Consider the following 18285-nt stretch of genomic DNA (forward strand, 5'->3'; position numbering starts at 1 on the left):
CATTTTATCGTACAAATCAACGGCCAGAAATAAAAACAGGCCCTCAGGCGCTCAAAATGGCTTTTCTCGATTTATAGTCAGGCCAAAGCTGTCCGTAAGCGGACAGCTTTCGTCCCTAACCGGACGTCACAAAGTAGGCAGCGGCCATATCCCCACCCCCTACTATTAATTAATTTTTATGTAGTCGACTTCCGGTTTGGGGGCTTCGCTGGTCAACGGAGTAACGCCCAGAATCTCATGCATATTCCGGCGGATGGTCTGGGCAATCTGGTTGAGGGGAAGGTCATTGCAGTCCAGTCCGAAGGGTTCTTCGATTTCGTCGCCGATCATTTCAATACCAATCAGCGCATAGGCCGCCAGGGTGGTGGCGGGTATGGCAAAATATCCGTACGATTTCACCAGAACGAACGGGATCAACAGCACATAGACCGTAATGAATAGTTTGATAAAAAAGCTGTACGAGAAGGGAATTGGTGTCTTTTTGATACGTTCGCAGGCACCCGTTATGTCAAGCAGCGCCTGATGATAAAGTCGAATCGTGATCAGATCGGCATCGTTCACGAGGTTATCCTGACGTAATGCCTGGGTTCGGCGCAGAATCAAAGCCGCAATCCGGCTCGGAACATGCGCATAGTGAGCCAGCGATTGGCGCTCATCATCGCCTGTATCGTCCAATTCGGCAAAATCGACACCGGAGCGCAAATGACCTTTCAGTGCCAGCGCAAAATTAGACAGCGAGCGCGCAAAGTATGTGCGGTTGGTAGTGGCATCATCGGGCAGCAGTGAATCGAGCAGAACGGCCAGGTTCCGGCTATAATTGACCAGCGAACCCCATTGCCGACGTCCTTCCCAGAATCGGTCGTACGCGGTGTTGGTGCGGAATACGAGCAACAGGCTAAGGGTGATACCTAACAGGGAAAAAAGCGTTCCATCGAAGGGCAAGTGGACATCCACAACATGCTGATCGACCAGCGTGAGCAAAATACCATAGGCGCTGACAAAGCCTACCCGCCGTAACAACACCTGAATACTATAACTCGTATGAAAATGCCGGAGGGCACCTGCCCAATCTTTAGCCTGATAGATAATCACGGGATATGGAGGAAGACGGTTTACCCCTAATATACTCACACAGCCGAAAAATCAGCTTCAATCCTTCTGAAAAGCGGTTCGAAAGGTTAGCCAATGGCCTGTCAATCCAGCGTGCATCTGGTTGCACCAGCCATTAAATTTGTATTGCTGCTGGCTATCGGGAATCGGCATAGCGAAGCTTCCCAACTACTTTCTTCAAGATAGCTAGGCCTTGCTCCAGTTCGTCTTCTGTGCTCGATGCAAACCCCAGCCGTGTACCGTTGAGCCGTTGACCTGGCGGATTATGAATGGTTCCGCTTGCCAGTGAAAGCCCCTCACGGCTTGCCTGAAGTGCCAGGGCATCCATATCAATGGCCGTGTCGAAGGTTGCCCAGACGGCCATTCCGCCATCGGGTTTGGTAAACTGAACCACATCCTTTAATTCGGTTGACAGCAACGCGCAGAAATGATCCCGTCGGGCATGATAGGCCCGCAGCGATTTCCGGAAATGGCGTTTCAGATCGCCCGTTTTGAATAACTGCCCGATCGCAAATTCGAGCATAGGATCGCCCTGCCGATCAATGATGCGCCGGAGTTGGGCCAATGCATTAATTAAAGCCGTTGGTGCTACCACATAACCGATTCGGAAAGCCGGTGCTACCGATTTGGTCAGCGATCCGACATAAACGACCATCCCCCGTTGGTCGGCACTGGCGAGTGGTAATATAGGGCGACTCAAATAGTGAAAATCATAATCATAATCGTCTTCCAGAATCGCAAAGCCATATTGTTCAGCCAGTTGCAATAGCCGAACGCGTCGATCAGCGCGTAATGTAACGGTTGTTGGGTAATGGTGATGCGGGGTTACAAACACCATCCGAATGGGCCGGGCGACGCTTCGCTGTTTCTGACATAGTTCGGCCAGGGCATCCATATCCATTCCATGCTGATCGACGGGAACTGTCAGAATCGAAGCACCCGTTTTGCGAATGTTCATAGTAGCGCCAAACCAGGTTGTTTCGCCCGTTACGACCGTATCCCCCGCCTGTAGCAGTGTCTGACAGGTCAGGTGCAGGCCCATTATACTCCCCCGCGTAATAAGAATGTTATCCGGTTTCGTGCGCAATCCACGGGTTTCATTCAGATAGACCGACAGTTGTTCGCGCAACAGCGGATGTCCTTTTGTATCGGCATACCCAAAATGTTGCTGCGGATTACCCCACCGAAAATAGGATCGGTAAGCGCGCCCTAACTCCTCCATCGGTGCCAGCCGGATATCCGGGAAACCATCGTCCAGATGAAGCCCTGCCGAATACGTTAACAAGGGTCGTACCAGCAATGGGTTCGTTTCAAATAGATATCCGGGCTTATCCTGTGGCGATTCAGTGACTGTTTCCTCTTGACCGGGAAGTAACGGTTGCGGCTTTACATCGGGAAAGTGAGTGGCTACATAGGTGCCGCTCCCCGACCGACTTTCGAGCCAGCCCTGCGCTAATCCTTCGTCGTAAGCAGCAACAATTGTCTGACGGTTCAACTGAAGTAATTCGGCCAGTTGTCGTGTACCGGGCAATCGCTGCCCCGATGCCAACGTACCCGCCCGGATAAGTTGACCCAGTTGATTGCTCAGTTGCACAAACACGGGCGTCGGCGACGCTTTGTCAAGTTGAATAAGGGATTTAAAAGGCAGCATAACCGGACTAGTACAATTCTAAAAACTGGACGAGATTAATAGTCCGGTAAAGAACGACATTTGTTTTGAAAAACTATGCGGCCAAGATGCTGGAACGCTAGCCTGACCGCTTTACACGTATGCAAACCACCCGCACAACACCCAGTCGCCTGGCTAAGCGTGCTCATTACGACGAAGCCACCATTCATCCTATTCTGGACGAAGCCCTATTCTGCACCGTTAGTTACGCCATTGATGGACAACCCATGGCAATTCCTACCGCTTTCGCTCGGAAAGGCGACAAACTTTACATTCATGGATCGGTAGGCAGTCACTTTATCCGAAGCATTGAGCGGGGCGCACCAGTATGTATCACCGTTATGCTGGCCGATGGATTGGTGCTGGCGAAGTCGGCCTTTCATCACTCTGTCAACTACCGCTCGGTTGTTATTTTCGCCAATGCTGAAAAGGTAACCGACGAGGCCGAACGACTGGAAGCGCTGGCGCTCATTACCGACCATCTGATTCCCGGACGCTGGGCCGATCTCCGACCCACCACCGACAGCGAAATGCGTAAAACAACCGTGCTGTCGTTCGCGCTGAATGAAGCATCGGCCAAACTCCGAACAGGCGGGCCAAACGATGAGCCCGACGATGAACAGTTGCCGACCTGGGCAGGTGTAATACCCCTGCAAACCGTTCGTCAGACCCCCATACCCAAAGAGGGTGATGCGACCATCTCCCTACCCGACTATCTGAGATGAGATTGGCCGAACTAACAGCCGATAACAACTTTGGTTATCAATCCTTTATGCGGAAAGGTTTTACCCGACATCGGGATTGTTTCCGCATTAGTCCTGCTGATCAGGTCCATGAATCGTTTCCGACTGCTGGGTTGCCAGATAGTTTTACGCTTGGCATGCTTACTGACGCTGATGAGCTGGCAGGGTCGGTAAGTTTCCGCCGGGAAGGGCATAATCGTCAGAAGCTCCGGCATAAGGGATTGCTGTTTGCCATGTATGTGGCCCATGAGTATGCCGGTCAGGGTATTGGCCGTCAACTGATTGAGGAAACGATTCGTCGGGCGAAGCAATTACCGAACATGGAACAAATTATCCTAACGGTAATTGCCAGCAATTGGCCCGCCAGGCAGCTGTATAAATCCATAGGCTTTCATTCGTTTGCCCTTGAGCCTAAAGCGGTTAAAGACGGCGATTTGTATTACGATGAAGAGCAAATGATCTTATTTCTGGGATCGTAATCTCGTTACTTTATGCTTCCGATCAACGAATTACTATTATTTAGTTTAGCGGCTCTAGGGCTTGTTGTAACGCCCGGCCCTAACATGATTTACCTGATTTCCCGCTCCATCACTCAGGGTCGACAAGCCGGGTTGCTATCCTTAGCTGGTGTACTGACAGGCTTCTGGGTGCATATTCTGTTTGTTTCAGCGGGCCTGACAGCTATTTTTCTGGCGATACCCATCGTTTACGAACTTCTTCGCTGGCTGGGTGTTGGCTACCTGCTCTATTTGGCCTGGGCAGCTATCAAGCCAGGCAGCGTTTCGCCATTTGAGGTCAAAGAAACTGTTGAAGCCACCTCAACCGATTCGGCAGGGAAACTCTTCAGAATGGGCTTTCTGACCAATGTGCTCAACCCGAAAGTAGCGGTATTTTACGTGTCGTTTTTTCCGCAGTTCACACGCCCCGAATATGGCTCCTTATGGACACAAACTGTTCAGTTAGGCATTACCCAATTGCTCATCAGTGCAACCGTCAATCTATTAATCGTCTTGTCGGCGGCTCGGATGGCACGCTGGTTTCAGGCCCGCCCAGGTTATATTCGGGTTCAGAAATGGGGAGTAGCGAGTATCCTGATGGGTCTGGCCGTGCGGATGGCCGTCGACAAAGGCAAATGAGTTAGTTCGTATAAACCAGCATTATATATGACCGACTTACTACGTAATCTATTTTCGCCCGACGACGGCGTTCGTCAACTTAAGACAGTTTCTACCGAATTTGTCGAACTTTTCCGTCATGGTAGCCTGGTAGTGGAATATTATAAACCGGATCGGATTGACAAACAGCAGCCGCATGAACGCGATGAGGTCTATGTCATTACGACGGGGAGTGGTACGTTTCTCTATGCGGGAACAAGCATGTCGGTCAAGCCGGGCGATCTGCTTTTCGTTCCGGCAGGTGTGGAACATCGATTCGAAAACTTTACCGACGATTTTGCCACCTGGGTTTTATTTTATGGCCCCATTGGAGGAGAAAAATAAGTAAATGAATCATCTTCAATGACTACTGAATGACAACCAAATGAACAAACAACACCACTACGAAATCAAGACAACCTGGACGGGCAATACGGGCACAGGAACCAGCGGCTACCGGACGTACGAACGGGCTCATTTGATCTCAACGACTAACAAACCCGACATTCCGGGCTCATCGGACCCGACCTTTCGGGGCGATAAAACCCGCTATAACCCGGAAGAGCTGCTGGTGGCTTCCTTATCTTCCTGCCATATGCTCTGGTATTTGCATGTTTGTACGGATGCCGGTGTGGTGGTAGTTGACTATACAGATACGGCAACAGGTACGATGGTCGAAACGTCGGATGGTGGTGGACATTTTACGGAGGTTACGCTCTACCCGTCGGTAGTAGTTGCCGATGCGTCGATGATTGAGAAAGCCAACGAGCTTCACCATAAAGCCAACCAGCTTTGCTTTATTGCCAACTCCTGCAATTTTCCGGTTCACCACCAGCCAACTTGCCGAGCCGTAGGCAAATAAAATGACAAACATCCGCCCATTTACCCACGCTGATATTGATCCGCTTCTGACTGTTTTCGCCAGGAATGTACCTACTGCATTCGGAGAAAATGAACAGGACGAATACGCCGATTTTTTACAAACGTATACCGATCCCTATTTCGTGGTTGAGTACAAGGGCACTGTAGTTGGAGCCTGTGGCTATTACCTTACCGACAACCAGACGGTTGCGCACATTTGCTGGATATTGACCGACCCAACGCTGAAGGGATTACGACTTGGCACTGCACTGATACAACACAACCTGCAACAGATTCGGCAGCAACCGGGAATTCAGCAGATTGAATGCCGGACTTCGCAAATAGCCTTTGGATTTTTCGAGAGATTTGGTTTTCAACTCCAATACACCAAAACCGATTTCTGGGCACCTGGCATCGATCTGTATTTTATGGTATTAACTTAACCGTTAGCCTAACAAATACCGATGTACCAATCAGTCAGTTATCGCAGCATCTAGTTTTTCGAGACCATTCGCGCTAAGCACTAGCTGTCTTTTTTTTTCAGTATTGCGTTTAAATGGGTTCAGTTGATTGATCAGATGGTACAATCGTTTGCCCACCTTACGAACTTGCTTGAGCAGCACATGACGCCATCCGCTAACGGGAATGTAGCCTCGCCAGGCAGTCTGATTTAAATATAAAAAAAACTCCTCCTGATAGGCTTTATTAAAATTGTAGGAGCGATAAATAGGTTTTATCCCCGTAAAATGAATTACATACGGGTCAACTTCATCATTCTGTGCATAGGTGTTCCAAGCCCTATCGAGTTCGAGCCACTGATTTGCCAGGACGACATTCAGCCCATACTGATCAGCAAATACCGCATACTTGGCATTCTGCGCAAGGCATGTCAGCACTCGTTCGGTTATGCGTTGCTGGCGCCAGCGAATGGGATCAATCACCAGCAATCCCGAATTGAAAATTGGCGTTTCAGGATGCAAACCCAGTTCGCGATAATTCTGATAACCTCCCCATGAACTACTGATCACTTCGGCCCGATCTCGCACAGCCCCCAGCAGTTTATTACCCAGATCAATTGTCCATAAGGTCGTTATATCCTGATGGGCAATCATATCCACGTCCATATACACCACTCTAGTCAGGTGCTGCGGAATAAAAAACGGTATAAACAGCCGAACGTAAACATTTAGAGGAAACGTAGACTGGTCAATGGGTAAAGCCATACCGGCTGGTATAGCCTCGTCGATTGTTAACCAATGTATGTTAAAAACCTCCGGATTAATAGACTGTAGCAGTTTCTCTCGGGTTGCCGACTCGATGCCATCACTGACCAGATAAAGATCGAACTGAGCGGGTGCTGTCAGGTTGATTTCAATCGATTTAATTAACGCTGCTAACAGAAGAGCAAACCTATTGTCGCATATAGTAACAAGTGGTAAAGGCTGATTCGATGACATGAGTGGATTAGATAGCTATTTAATACAGTCAGCAGCGCATCAACGTTTAGCTATTTGATACTATTCAGAAAGTTAAACGACTAAGGTGAATTATCTTTTGCGCTAGCATTCATCTATTAGACCTCTTATCTAAAAAATAGACACTAAATATTTAGTAAAAGGCATATTTAGAAACAAGCCATGCAGACGGACAACCCTCTATTCGAAGTATCTAGCTTTCACTAACTCCTCTCTAACTTATTCTAGCTGATGATATACCAGGACAGGCACCTCCGACTTTTCGATTAATGACCCTACCGGGTTTGGATGCAAGAGTTTATCCAGGAGTCCTTCCTGTCGATACAACTGCATGACAATCAGGTCGGCCTGGATTGTATCAAGTTTATCTTCTGTAACAATAAGCAGTTGTGCATCAAAGGCTTTCACCAGTGTTTCAGTCTGGTATTCGACTAAAGCCCGCGTCGTTTGCGATTGCATAGCATAGGCAATCGTTCGTACCTGCACGGGATGAATGGCCACTCCATCAGGATCGGTCGGTACAATCAGCACTGGGCAACGCGCTTCATCGGCCACATCCGAAACGGCACTCCCTGCCAGACGGTCGAAGAAGGTACTTAAATCACTACGCCCCATCACGATTAGGTCGGCCGAGTGTTCACGCGCGGCCTCCAGAATACTGTCGTCCACCAACCCAATTCGCCAGTCCAACTTGATCGACAAACCATCAGCCCGCAATTGATCGGCTAGTTCACTTAGCCGTTGGCGACTTAGGTCTTCCAATTCTATGGCGGCTACCGCTCCCAAGCCCGGCTCACTAATACCGCCAACCGTTGGAAACGTCGTATCAGGAATCATGGGTTGATAAACGTGCAACAGCGTAACTGTAGCGCCGGTTTTATGAGCCAATAACTGCACCCAATCCTGAGCGGCTCGCGTATTCGCAGTAAAGTCTGTAGGGAAAAGCAGGTTTGTCATAAGACAGGTTTACGGTTTATGGTATACTATAAACCGTAAACCCTAAAACTATGTTCAACGTTTTCCTGGCTGAACGCCCCCATTAGAATCGTCTCCATTCAGTTTTTGGATAGCCGTGAGTTGCCGCATGGTCTTTTCCATACCCTCAGTCGAACCATCCAGAAAAATAACGTTTCCTTTGCCATTTTCGGCAAAATGCTTGATTGCTTCGGTCCAGATCGAGAATAGGATCAGCGACGCATCCAGCTTGGCCTCGTTCATCACCCGCGCCGATTCGGCCATCCCTTTTGCAACCTCTTCCCGGAACAGAGCTACCCCCTGCCCACGCAGTTGGGAAGCCGTTTTCTCAGCTTCAGCCGAAATCTGAATGGCATTTCCTTCCGCCTGAGCAGCTTTGGTTTTGGTGATCAACAACGCCTGGCCTTCGTTTTCGGCAGCCGCCTTCAGGTTCGACGAAGCTACCACCTGCGCCATCGACCGCATGATGACTTCATCGAAGGCAATGTCGTTCAATTGTAAGTCGATCAGATGATACCCCCAACTTTCGAGCAGGGTATCGAGCTGGGCTTTTACGTGTTCAATGATTTCGGAGCGTAAACCCAGAATTTCCGATTGCCGTTTGGTAGCGACAAAACTGCGGATGGACCCTTCTATGGTACGAATTAACGCCTGCATAAACGAGGCTTCATCAATGAATTTGAAGGCTACATTTTTGATCGTTTCCTCGGCCTGATTCAACACCGAATAAACCAGCATAGCTTTGAAATTGACATTGGCCTGATCGGACGTAATGGCTTGGAACGCTAGCTCGACCGAGCGGTTTTGAATGGAAATACGGCGGTAAATGAACTCGATAAATGGAATTTTAAAATTCAGCCCCGGCGTCATCACACGGGTGTATTTCCCAAAAACCGTAACCACAGCTACTGTGCCCTGCCGGACAATAACCACCGAAAGATAAAGGACGATAATCGCCAGAATAAATAGTACTAACAGAAAGTCCATGCAGTGTTTAGGTTTAGAAAAAAAGAACGGATTCCGTCTCAATGTACGGAATCCGCTGATGTTCTGTGCAAACTATTATTCAAACGGTACAGCCTAATGTCCAGTTGCCAGGGTATATTGGTCGGCATTTTTATGACGGAAATAGACCATCATCGCCATGCCAAAACCTGTCAGCGCGAGCATAGCTCCAACCCACATTGGCGAGGTATAGCCCATACCGGCCGCAATCGGTAACCCACCCAGATACGCTCCCAGCGCATTACCCATGTTGAATCCGGCCTGACTGACCGATGAAGCCAGCATTTCGGAGCCATTGGATGCCCGGATCATTAGAATCTGAATCGGTGCGCCCAACGAAAACGCAATAGCGCCTGTTACAAACGTCATGACCAGCAAAGGCACTTTGAACGGGGCTACGAAATAGACAATCGTTAGTGAAAACACCATCAACAGCAGAAACAGGGCCGTCGCTTTGCTGGGCGAAATCAGGTCGGCGGTACGTCCGGCAATTAGGTTTCCGACAGCCATGCCTAACCCAGCCAGCACCAGAATCCAGGTAATCTGACTGCTTTCAAAACCAGCTACTTCGGTCAGCAACGGAGCGATATAACTAAACCAGGCAAACAGCCCACCCGTACCAATGGCAGTGATGCCCAGAATGAGCCAGGGCTCAACGTACGTAAACAATTTCAAATCTTTCCGCAGGTTCGACTCACCTACGACGGGCAGATTTGGCAGTAGCTTATAAATAGAGGCCATCGTAACCAACCCAACACCAGCAATGATCAGAAACGTTAGTCGCCAGCTCATGGTGTGTCCAATATACGTTCCCAGTGGTACACCAATAATATTGGCCACTGTTAGCCCGGCAAACATCATCGAAATGGCCTGTGCTTCTTTACCACGACCCGCCAGACGACTGGCCACTACAGCCCCAACGCCAAAGAAAGCCCCGTGGGGTAGCCCCGACAACAGGCGGGTAATCATCATGGTTTCGTAGTTCGGCGCAAAAGCAGAGAGCGCATTGCAGAATGTAAACAGCGCCATCAGACCGAGCAGAATCTTTTTCGGCGGGTAGTTTCCGGCAATGCCAACCAGCAAAGGTGCCCCCAACACCACACCTAGCGCATAGGACGAAATCAGGTGCCCAGCCGTCGGTATTGAAATATGTAAAGACGTAGCAATATCAGGCAGAATTCCCATCATAACGAACTCAGTCATACCGATTCCGAAGCCTCCGATGGTAAGAGGCAGTAAGCTTTTTTTCATTTTGCAGCGTTCTATTTTCTAACAGCTCGTGAGTACATCATCTTGAAAAACTCACACAACTACCCGCATTTCGGATAGTATACTATTACGCAAATAGAAAAAATACAAAAATGTTCCTTAGCCTACGAATGTTCAAACTTATTGATCTCCGAATCCAATTATGACGCAGTTGTCGAATAGAACACTGATTTTATGATTGGTATGATCGGTTAAGAGTTAGCTCGAAAAGTCAACATTCCAGAGGTTAACTATGCACCCGTTCACTTTTTAGAAACTCGTTTCCCCGGCATATCACGCCCATTCTGGTGAAGAATCAACTGGTCGATTTCCCCTTTTTCATTTCGAACAAACGACACCTTGGCCTCCACGACTTTCAGATAAAATTTGGTTTTCGATTCGGGAAAAAGCTCGAACCGCTGCTGCCCAGTTGCCTGTCCATATAACTGGCTCCCATCCCGCGTGATGACGATGGCAAAGGTTGGAGCCAGTTCATACGTACCCACATAGGATTCCAACGTAGCTTCATCCACAGTTGCATCATTCGGCGCTTCAACGATTTCGCCTAACTCCTTCAGTTTCTCGATACCGCCTGTATTACGCGGATTCAGTTCCAGTGATTTTTTATAGTCCCGAATAGCAGCTGCTTTATCACCAAGTTTCATATACGCTTCGCCCCGGCTGTCGTACACGTTATATGATTGCGGAAACGACTCTACGTTGAGCGTAAACACATGAATGGCCTGTTGCACTTTTCCTTCACCCAGGAGTTCGTACCCGAGGCTATTTATCTCGTTCTCGTTCAGGCTGTAGGATTTATCGGCCTTCAACGTCGTAAATGTGGTTCGTAATTTATCGAGTGGATCGGTCAGAGCGGGTTGACGCAGGGCATCGGCAATGGACTTTTTAGGGGGTTCGACTGGCTGATTATAGAGGATATTCAGGATATTTTTCCGAATGCTTCCCAGCGGAGCCCCGCCCGTATTATTCAGCAGCACAACCAGTTGTTTATCTTTGGGTATCCGGCTAATGATGGTGTTGAAGCCATTGATTCCCCCAGTGTGTTCAATCAAAAGCAGGCTATCTTTCAACGAGCCAATCTTCGTGTTGCTTACACCCCATCCATAAGCATAATGGCTCAGAAACGGCGTAAACATTGTCTCTTTCGATTTAGCAGACAACAATTTATCGGTGTATAAGGCCTGATCCCAACGGTATAAGTCCTCTACCGTAGAATACATCGACCCGGCCGCATAGGGAATGGTCATGTCCAGATACGGTGCATTCACATAACGACCGCCCCGTTTTTCATAGCCCGACGCCCGTTTTGGAATAATCGGATCGGCCAGATCATAACCCGTATTCAGCATTTGCAGAGGTTTCAGAATAGCCTCCTGAAGCACCTCCGCATAGGATTTGCCGGTTACCTTTTCGATGATAACGCCGAGTAGAAAATAGCCTGAGTTATCATACGAAAACGTCGAGCCGGGTTCAAATTCAAGCGGCATGTCGGAGAATTTCTTCACAAACGCATCGGGCGTGTACGGGTCCCGACTCATCTTCTCAAAGAAATCAGGGAAACCTGTATAGCTTGGAATGCCCGATGTATGCGTCAACAGGTGATGAATCGTTACCTTATCGCCCGTCGCTTTAGGATAATTGGGGATATAATCCGTCACTTTACCATCGAGCTTAATCTTCCCTTTTTCAACCAGTTGCATGATGAGCATCGACGTAAACTGCTTGGTGATGGAACCGAGCCGGAATTTGGTATCGGGCGTGTTGGGAATGTTCCACTCCATATTGGCCATCCCATAGCCCTTTTTAAAGATCACCTTGCCCTGTTCAGCCACCAGCACCGTTCCGTTGAACTGACGATTGGCTACGTATTGCTGAACAAGCGCATCAATTTTATCGGCTTTCTGCTGCGCCAGGGCGGGTGAGCTCACCAGAAAAAACCCTGCGATCAGTATTCGAATGACCATAGACGTAGCTTGCTGTTTCATACAATCAGGATGGTTATGTGAAGGTGTTGGCAAAATAGTCTTTTTATGGTTGCCCATATCCTGTAAGCTTCTTTTCCGGCAATAAAAAACCTGCTCTAACACATGATTAAAGCAGGTCTATTGTATAAATTATCAGTATACTAACAATGTCCGGTCTATTCGAAATAGATTTGTCAGGCTACTGCGAAGCCAGAGTAAGCCCGCATATACTCGGGCAGAAATCCGATTACGATATCGGATGCCGGAATTCCTCGCTCCATTAAATCGTCGGTCACTAAAATATCGGTATTATTCACCAGCAGCCAGACTTTTCATGTCGGTTTAATCTGGAAATGGAAAACAATATTATACTCAAATACATCCTTGCGCCAGCCTGTTCTAATTACTTCATAGTGATGGTGTTTATCATCAGTTATTAATTCATATTCAGAACTACGACCACCATTCATGCGATTTACAAACTCATCAAGCCACTGGGTGAGAATTGTTGAATAAGTTATGATTTTAGTATCCATTCTTCCACCTTTTTAGTCTGTTTATCAAAGATAACCAGATTGAGTTTGAATTTATCAACGATTAACTGAGTCGCTTCATCAAGAAAAAACTTATCATAAATATTCCTCGCGACAGCTAGAAATAGTGTCCTATCTGGCTCTTGTATTTCCATAAACGTTTGATCGTTCAGGTACTGACCAAGTACCGCATGGAATTCATGAGAAAATGATGGCAAAAGGAAGCTTTTTACTTCAACAGCGATTTTTCGGGTGTCCTTTTCAGCAGCCATTAACTGCTCTGCTCCCAAGTCCACTTCATAGTTCCTCCCTTTCACCCGAATCGGATAAGGATCATGAGTAATAACCCAACCATCGTTTAATAAAACCTCCCGAACGATGGGATGGAAAATATCTCTTGCCATAGCTAGTGTGCCAGCAGCCAGTTTTCCCCTACACCGATGCCGGTTTCCATCCGAACGGCCATTGGGATGGCGTTTTTCATGATGTCGTCAACCCGAACGCTGAGGAACTCGATTTCGTCGCGGTGCGCATCGAACACCAATTCATCGTGCACGGTCAGAATCATTTTTGATTTCAAACGCTCCTGGAGCATGAACTCGTGAATCCGAATCATGGCAATCTTGAGCATGTCGGCAGCACTTCCCTGAATGGGCGCATTGACAGCGTTGCGTTCGGCAAACATCCGGTCGGTCTGGTTGCGGGAATTAATGTCGCGCAGGTATCGCCGACGGCCTAGTATCGTTTCGGCATAGCCAAATCCACGCGCTTTTTCAATGCATTGATCGATGTAATCTTTTACGGCCGGGAAACCCGCAAAATACTCCTCAATGATCTGAGCGGCTTCTTTACGGGGAATCTTCAGGCGCTGCGACAAACCGAAGGATGAAATGCCGTAGATAATCCCAAAGTTGATCGTTTTGGCTTTCCGACGCATATCGCTCGTCACCTCATCCAGCCCCACATGGAAGACCTTGCTGGCCGTTTGGGTGTGAATATCAACGCCATTATTGAACGCATCGAGCATGGTTTTATCGCCACTGAAAGCCGCCATGATACGCAATTCGATCTGTGAGTAGTCGGCCGACATAATCAGAAATTCCGGCCCACGCGGTACAAACGCTTTCCGTATTTCCTGACCACGTGGGGTACGGATCGGAATATTTTGCAGGTTCGGATTTACCGATGATAGTCGTCCGGTAGCGGCCACAGCCTGGTTGAAGGACGTATGAATCCGGCCTGTTCGTTTACTGATCAGCGTCGGCAACACATCGACGTAGGTATTTTTAAGTTTGATCAGTTCGCGGTAGTCCAGAATCTTCCGGGCTATTTCATGCTCTACTTCCAGCTTCGACAGGATTTCTTCTCCCGTAGCATACTGGCCTGTTTTGGTTTTTTTGGCGTTTTTATCAAGCTTGAGCTTTTCAAACAGAACCTCACCCAACTGCTTCGGCGACCCGATGTTGAACGGTTCACCGGCAATCGTATAAATTTCCAGTTGCACCTGCCGCATGTCCGTTTCCAAGGTGGCCGATAGTTCGGCTAGGGCGTTGGTGTCGATGGTTACCCCTTCAAGTTCCAGATCGGTCAGGACCCGAACGAGTGGCATCTCTACCTGATCGAACAGTTTGTGTAAATTATCTTTTTCGAGCCGGGGGGCAAACGTTTCTTTCAGTTGGAGGGTAATATCAGCGTCTTCAGCAGCATAGTCCACCACCTTCTGAATGTCGACATCGCGCATCGTCAATTGCCCCTTCCCTTTTTTGCCAATCAATGACTCGATTTCGACCGGGCTATAATTCAGGTAGGTCATGGCCATCATGTCCATATTATGGCGCATTTCAGGCTCAATAAGGTAGTGGGCAATCATCGTATCGAACAGCTTACCCTGTACCTCCACGCCATACTTTTTCAGCATCAGCAGGTCGTACTTTAGGTTTTGCCCGATCTTGCTAATGGCGGGATTTTCCAGCACGGGTTTGAACTGATCAATAACAGCCTGTGCTTCGGCCCGATCATCGGGTACAGGAACATAGAAGGCTTCGCCCGTCCGATAGGCAAATGACAGCCCAACCAGATCCGCTTCAACGGGGTCGATGGCTGTAGTTTCCGAATCGAAACAGATGCTTTCCTGGAGGTTCAGATAATGCACCAGACTCGCCCGCAGTTCAGGTGTATCGACCAGCCGATAATCATGTTTGACCGACAGAATCGTTTTACGGCGCTCAGGTTGGTTTTCGTCCAGTTCGTAGTCGGGATAAACGTCCAGGTACGCTGGCTCTTCGGTCACTTCACCCCCCGGCCTATCGTCCGTCGTGATCGTTTCCGTAACCGCTCCGGGAGAAGCTTCTGAAGCCGACGCAACAGGCACCTTGACTGGCGTTCGTTTACTTTTTTCTCCTCTCTCCTGTTTTGCAGGAGAGGTCGAGGGAGCAGGTTTTCCATCAAAATCAAACGGTAAATCGCCAGACCCCGATGGGTTCACCGCACTCATGTTCGGAAATGGCAGGAACGCCGGAGAGGCATCACCTGGCGAATCGAACAGGTTCATCTGACCAGACTTACTGCTGGCTTTAAAAGCATCAGGCAATGGCTTTTCGTCGTAGTCAGCGCCAAGCAGCCGGGTTTTCATCTGCCGAAACTCCAGCTCATCCAGCAAGGCAGCCAGACGAGGCTTGTCATATTCCGTATGCCGGAGCTTATCTTCATCGAATTCAACCGGAACGTCCAGATGGATGGTTGCCAGTTGTTTCGACAGCAAGCCTTGCTGCGCGAAATTGACGACGTTCTCTTTCTGCTTTCCTTTCAATTGATCGGCATTGGCAATCAGATTTTCAACCGTACCGAAATCGGCAATAAGTTTTTGTGCTGTTTTTTCGCCAATACCCGGAATACCCGGAATGTTATCGACCGAATCGCCCATTAGTCCAAGCATATCCGTCACCTGCTCGATCCGTTCGATTTGCCAGCGCTCCAGTACCTCCTTCACGCCCAGCTTTTCGGCTGGCTTGCCCATGAAAGCCGGTTTGTAGATATGCACATGCTCTTCGACCAACTGACCGTAGTCTTTGTCGGGCGTCATCATATACACCTCAAAATCAGCCAGTGCAGCCTTCTTGGCGATGGTCCCAATGATATCATCAGCTTCGTAACCTTCCAGAATCAGAATGGGGATGTGCATGGCCTCCACAATCCGTTTGATATAGGGCATGGCCACACTAATATCCTCCGGCTGCGACTGACGAGTCGCTTTATACATCGGAAACTGTTCATGCCGAAACGTCTTTTTAGCCGAATCGAAGGCAACGCCGATGTGGGTAGGTTTTTCTTTTGTCAGCACTTCGATCATGGCGTTCATAAATCCGAAAACGGCTGACGTATTGACCCCTCGTGACGAAATCCGTGGAGCTTTATTAAAGGCAAAATGAGCGCGGTAAATCAGGGCCAGCGCATCTAGTAAAAAGAGTTTTTTCTGTGGTTTAGCCATTCGATAGGAGTCACAAATCAATTCGCCAAAGGTCGAAAGACTTACCGACAATCACGCGCTTTCGAGTAAACAAATTGATGAATTCAGGAGCGATAGTACGTATCAATAAAACACCTTCCGACGGGTTTTGATTCCTCCTCAATAGGGTTTGAGCGCAAAGGCGCAGAGGGTTCGTAGAGACCGCAAAGATAGATATTATTCTTCCTTTCAGTCTTTACGAACCCTCTGCGCCTTTGCGCTCAAACCCTCTACTGTGGCAACAACAGGCGATCAATGATATGCACCACACCGTTGGTAGCCGTAATATCGGGGCCGGTAATGTTGGAAGCTGTGCCACCATTGCCTTTACCCGTTACGGTCAGGGCCGTTGTGCTGATTCCTGCCGTGATTGTTCCACCTTGCAGGGTTGTCAGGCTGGAACCGTTGGTAATTAATGGCGTGTACGTACGGCCACCGATCAGGTGATAACTCAGAATATTGGTCAGTGCCGGAACAGTAGCCTTTGCTATAGCAGCTGAATCATAGCCTACAGCTTTAAAAGCCGCATCGGTAGGGGCAAACACCGTAATTGGTCCGGCGGCTGTGAGTGAGCTTACGGCCCCCGTTTTGGCAACGGCCGCCGTAAGCAATTTGAACGATGCTGAAGGTATGAGCAACGGAATGTTTTGAATCGTTGCTACTATATTGCCGAAAGCAGGTGGGATCAGCACCCGATCAATGGCGTACACTACCCCATTGCTAGCCTGGCCGTCGGCCTGTAACACATGCGCTCCATTAATCGAAATTGTACTGGACGAGACAGAGGTAGTAGTCGAAGAAGCAGAGGTTATTCTTGAAATATAAACGGGTGCCCCAGCCAGGGTTTGCTGAGTCGAATTTATACCTACGGGTAAGTCGGAAGCAGCAACCCGGGTGCCTAGCACGTGATATTGCAGGATGGTTTTTAGCAGATCCGCTGGTGCAGCATTGATGGCGTTGACATCGCTATACCCCAGCAACTTAAAGGCTGCATCGGTAGGCGCAAATACCGTGTATGTTCCGGGCTGGCTCAGTGTGGCATCAAAACCAGCTTTGGCTACGGCCGCTTTCAGCAAGGTAAACTGACTGCCCGTGCTTATCAATTCATTGATGGTTGATAACGTTGGCGGATTGCTGTCGTCTTTTTTACAGGATGAAAAGAAAATGGACAGAACAAGGGCAAAGGTGCCTAACAGGCCCCAGCTTCGCCGAATGGGTGCCTGACGATACATGTGCATGATTGATTTGGAATTAGTGAATATGATCAAAACAGGGTACTCGTATTCAAAGAACGACAATAGGTTGGTTTTGTTTGGTAGGCTCCCTTTGATTATAACCCTTTTCTAATTCCTTGGTCGTTTCAATTTTGAGTAGTTAGTTTGATAGACATTCTCGCTCCTAACTCCTCGCACCTAACGTCTATCAAACTAACTGCTTAAAATGCCTCAACCAAAATTTGCCCGCGAATCGATGACGGTTATGACCGAAATGGTTCTGCCCAATGATACCAACACGCTGAACAATCTGATGGGCGGGCGCCTGTTACACTTCATGGACATTGCCGCTGCCATTGCGGCTCAAAAACACTCCAATCGTATTGTGGTGACGGCTTCGGTCGATAACGTCTCATTTTCGGAACCGATCCGATTAGGCAATATCGTTACCATGAAAGCGCAGGTAACCCGTGCATTCAGCTCGTCGATGGAAGTATTTATTGAAGTGTGGGCCGAAGACATTCCGGCGGGTATTCGGGTCAGTACCAACAGTGCGTTTTATACCTTCGTGGCTGTTGACCAGAGCGGCCGACCGATTGAAGTACCTGCTGTGATCCCGGAAAACGACGATGAAAAAGCCCGTTATGAAAGTGCGCTCCGCCGACGACAACTGCGGCTGGTTCTGGCCGGACGCATGAACCCACAAGATGCTACAGAGTTAAGGGAGTTTCTTAGAGTCTGAACCGGGATTAAACAGATTGAGGGATTGAGCAGATAACAAAATCTGCTCAATCCCTCAATCTGTTTA

The 18285-nt window shown here is 48.6% G+C and carries 17 protein-coding genes and 1 pseudogene; 7 read left to right on the top strand and 11 right to left on the bottom strand.

Annotated elements, in window-relative coordinates; translation table 11 throughout:
- Nucleotides 1-165 precede the first annotated feature (165 nt).
- The gene (locus BGO59_RS00915) at nt 166-1092 is read right to left on the bottom strand and encodes a bestrophin family protein (RefSeq protein WP_293679207.1); all 927 of its coding nucleotides are present in this window, start codon (nt 1090-1092) and stop codon (nt 166-168) included.
- A 154-nt stretch (nt 1093-1246) separates the two neighbouring features.
- Nucleotides 1247-2761 carry a PLP-dependent aminotransferase family protein gene (locus BGO59_RS00920; protein WP_293679209.1) on the bottom strand — a complete coding sequence of 505 codons (1515 nt, stop codon included), beginning with the start codon at nt 2759-2761 and terminating at the stop codon, nt 1247-1249.
- Between the two features lie 119 nt (nt 2762-2880).
- Between BGO59_RS00920 and BGO59_RS00925 the strand changes: the two genes are divergently transcribed.
- Genes BGO59_RS00925 through BGO59_RS00950 form a run of 6 tightly spaced genes read left to right on the top strand, consistent with a single transcriptional unit; the run spans nt 2881 to nt 5980 of the window.
- The gene (locus BGO59_RS00925; RefSeq protein WP_293679211.1) at nt 2881-3504 is read left to right on the top strand and encodes a pyridoxamine 5'-phosphate oxidase family protein; all 624 of its coding nucleotides are present in this window, start codon (nt 2881-2883) and stop codon (nt 3502-3504) included.
- Nucleotides 3501-4001, top strand: a complete 501-nt coding sequence (locus tag BGO59_RS00930) for an N-acetyltransferase (protein ID WP_293679213.1) — start codon at nt 3501-3503, stop codon at nt 3999-4001. The genes BGO59_RS00925 and BGO59_RS00930 overlap by 4 nt, the downstream gene beginning before the upstream one ends.
- Nucleotides 4002-4013: 12 nt before the next feature.
- Entirely contained in the window at nt 4014-4658 is a 645-nt protein-coding gene (locus BGO59_RS00935; RefSeq protein WP_293679215.1) for a LysE family translocator, read from the top strand.
- Nucleotides 4659-4685: 27 nt separating this feature from the next.
- The gene (locus BGO59_RS00940; protein ID WP_293679217.1) at nt 4686-5021 is read left to right on the top strand and encodes a cupin domain-containing protein; all 336 of its coding nucleotides are present in this window, start codon (nt 4686-4688) and stop codon (nt 5019-5021) included.
- A 40-nt stretch (nt 5022-5061) separates the two neighbouring features.
- A complete protein-coding gene (locus BGO59_RS00945) occupies nt 5062-5538 on the top strand; it encodes an OsmC family protein (protein WP_293679219.1) in 477 nt (158 codons plus the stop codon).
- Between the two features lies 1 nt (nt 5539).
- On the top strand, nt 5540-5980 hold the full coding sequence (locus tag BGO59_RS00950; protein WP_293679221.1) for a GNAT family N-acetyltransferase: 441 nt from the start codon (nt 5540-5542) through the stop codon (nt 5978-5980).
- Nucleotides 5981-6010: 30 nt separating this feature from the next.
- Here BGO59_RS00950 and BGO59_RS00955 read toward each other — a convergent pair whose 3' ends face one another.
- From BGO59_RS00955 to BGO59_RS00995, 9 genes and pseudogenes are all read right to left on the bottom strand, one after another.
- Nucleotides 6011-6994, bottom strand: coding sequence for a glycosyltransferase family 8 protein (locus tag BGO59_RS00955; protein WP_293679223.1), 984 nt, complete (start codon nt 6992-6994; stop codon nt 6011-6013).
- A gap of 237 nt (nt 6995-7231) precedes the next feature.
- Nucleotides 7232-7969, bottom strand: a complete 738-nt coding sequence (locus tag BGO59_RS00960; RefSeq protein ID WP_293679225.1) for a universal stress protein — start codon at nt 7967-7969, stop codon at nt 7232-7234.
- 54 nt (nt 7970-8023) lie between these two features.
- Complete coding sequence (locus BGO59_RS00965; protein WP_293679227.1) at nt 8024-8974, bottom strand: SPFH domain-containing protein; 951 nt, start codon at nt 8972-8974, stop codon at nt 8024-8026.
- Nucleotides 8975-9067: 93 nt separating this feature from the next.
- A complete protein-coding gene (locus tag BGO59_RS00970; protein ID WP_293679229.1) occupies nt 9068-10243 on the bottom strand; it encodes an MFS transporter in 1176 nt (391 codons plus the stop codon).
- A 260-nt stretch (nt 10244-10503) separates the two neighbouring features.
- Nucleotides 10504-12246 (bottom strand): serine hydrolase, encoded by a 1743-nt coding sequence (locus BGO59_RS00975; protein WP_293679231.1) that lies wholly within the window; start codon nt 12244-12246, stop codon nt 10504-10506.
- Between the two features lie 173 nt (nt 12247-12419).
- Nucleotides 12420-12761 (bottom strand): annotated as a pseudogene (locus BGO59_RS00980) (XisI protein).
- Entirely contained in the window at nt 12743-13162 is a 420-nt protein-coding gene (locus tag BGO59_RS00985; RefSeq protein ID WP_293679233.1) for an element excision factor XisH family protein, read from the bottom strand. Before BGO59_RS00985 ends, BGO59_RS00980 begins: the two are co-directional and overlap by 19 nt.
- Nucleotides 13163-13164: 2 nt before the next feature.
- Nucleotides 13165-16245 (bottom strand): DNA polymerase I, encoded by a 3081-nt coding sequence (gene polA / locus BGO59_RS00990; protein WP_293679235.1) that lies wholly within the window; start codon nt 16243-16245, stop codon nt 13165-13167.
- A 248-nt stretch (nt 16246-16493) separates the two neighbouring features.
- Nucleotides 16494-17501, bottom strand: a complete 1008-nt coding sequence (locus BGO59_RS00995) for a fasciclin domain-containing protein (protein ID WP_293679237.1) — start codon at nt 17499-17501, stop codon at nt 16494-16496.
- A 202-nt stretch (nt 17502-17703) separates the two neighbouring features.
- Here BGO59_RS00995 and BGO59_RS01000 point away from each other — a divergent pair, with 202 nt between their 5' ends.
- Nucleotides 17704-18219, top strand: a complete 516-nt coding sequence (locus BGO59_RS01000; protein ID WP_293679239.1) for an acyl-CoA thioesterase — start codon at nt 17704-17706, stop codon at nt 18217-18219.
- The last annotated feature ends 66 nt before the right edge of the window (nt 18220-18285 follow it).

It is taken from the genome of Spirosoma sp. 48-14, assembly GCF_001898575.1.
In the GTDB taxonomy this organism is placed as follows: Bacteria; Bacteroidota; Bacteroidia; order Cytophagales; family Spirosomataceae; genus Spirosoma.

What these genes read in the sequence shown, in the direction of transcription:
- polA (WP_293679235.1), bottom strand. Translation starts at nt 16,245, where the DNA reads ATGGCTAAACCACAGAAAAAACTCTTTTTACTAGATGCGCTGGCCCTG.
- BGO59_RS00975 (WP_293679231.1), bottom strand. Translation starts at nt 12,246, where the DNA reads ATGAAACAGCAAGCTACGTCTATGGTCATTCGAATACTGATCGCAGGG.
- BGO59_RS00945 (WP_293679219.1), top strand. Translation starts at nt 5,062, where the DNA reads ATGAACAAACAACACCACTACGAAATCAAGACAACCTGGACGGGCAAT.
- BGO59_RS00940 (WP_293679217.1), top strand. Translation starts at nt 4,686, where the DNA reads ATGACCGACTTACTACGTAATCTATTTTCGCCCGACGACGGCGTTCGT.
- BGO59_RS00955 (WP_293679223.1), bottom strand. Translation starts at nt 6,994, where the DNA reads ATGTCATCGAATCAGCCTTTACCACTTGTTACTATATGCGACAATAGG.
- BGO59_RS00950 (WP_293679221.1), top strand. Translation starts at nt 5,540, where the DNA reads ATGACAAACATCCGCCCATTTACCCACGCTGATATTGATCCGCTTCTG.
- BGO59_RS00935 (WP_293679215.1), top strand. Translation starts at nt 4,014, where the DNA reads ATGCTTCCGATCAACGAATTACTATTATTTAGTTTAGCGGCTCTAGGG.
- BGO59_RS00985 (WP_293679233.1), bottom strand. Translation starts at nt 13,162, where the DNA reads ATGGCAAGAGATATTTTCCATCCCATCGTTCGGGAGGTTTTATTAAAC.
- BGO59_RS00925 (WP_293679211.1), top strand. Translation starts at nt 2,881, where the DNA reads ATGCAAACCACCCGCACAACACCCAGTCGCCTGGCTAAGCGTGCTCAT.
- BGO59_RS00970 (WP_293679229.1), bottom strand. Translation starts at nt 10,243, where the DNA reads ATGAAAAAAAGCTTACTGCCTCTTACCATCGGAGGCTTCGGAATCGGT.
- BGO59_RS00995 (WP_293679237.1), bottom strand. Translation starts at nt 17,501, where the DNA reads ATGCACATGTATCGTCAGGCACCCATTCGGCGAAGCTGGGGCCTGTTA.
- BGO59_RS00960 (WP_293679225.1), bottom strand. Translation starts at nt 7,969, where the DNA reads ATGACAAACCTGCTTTTCCCTACAGACTTTACTGCGAATACGCGAGCC.
- BGO59_RS00930 (WP_293679213.1), top strand. Translation starts at nt 3,501, where the DNA reads ATGAGATTGGCCGAACTAACAGCCGATAACAACTTTGGTTATCAATCC.
- BGO59_RS00965 (WP_293679227.1), bottom strand. Translation starts at nt 8,974, where the DNA reads ATGGACTTTCTGTTAGTACTATTTATTCTGGCGATTATCGTCCTTTAT.
- BGO59_RS01000 (WP_293679239.1), top strand. Translation starts at nt 17,704, where the DNA reads ATGCCTCAACCAAAATTTGCCCGCGAATCGATGACGGTTATGACCGAA.
- BGO59_RS00920 (WP_293679209.1), bottom strand. Translation starts at nt 2,761, where the DNA reads ATGCTGCCTTTTAAATCCCTTATTCAACTTGACAAAGCGTCGCCGACG.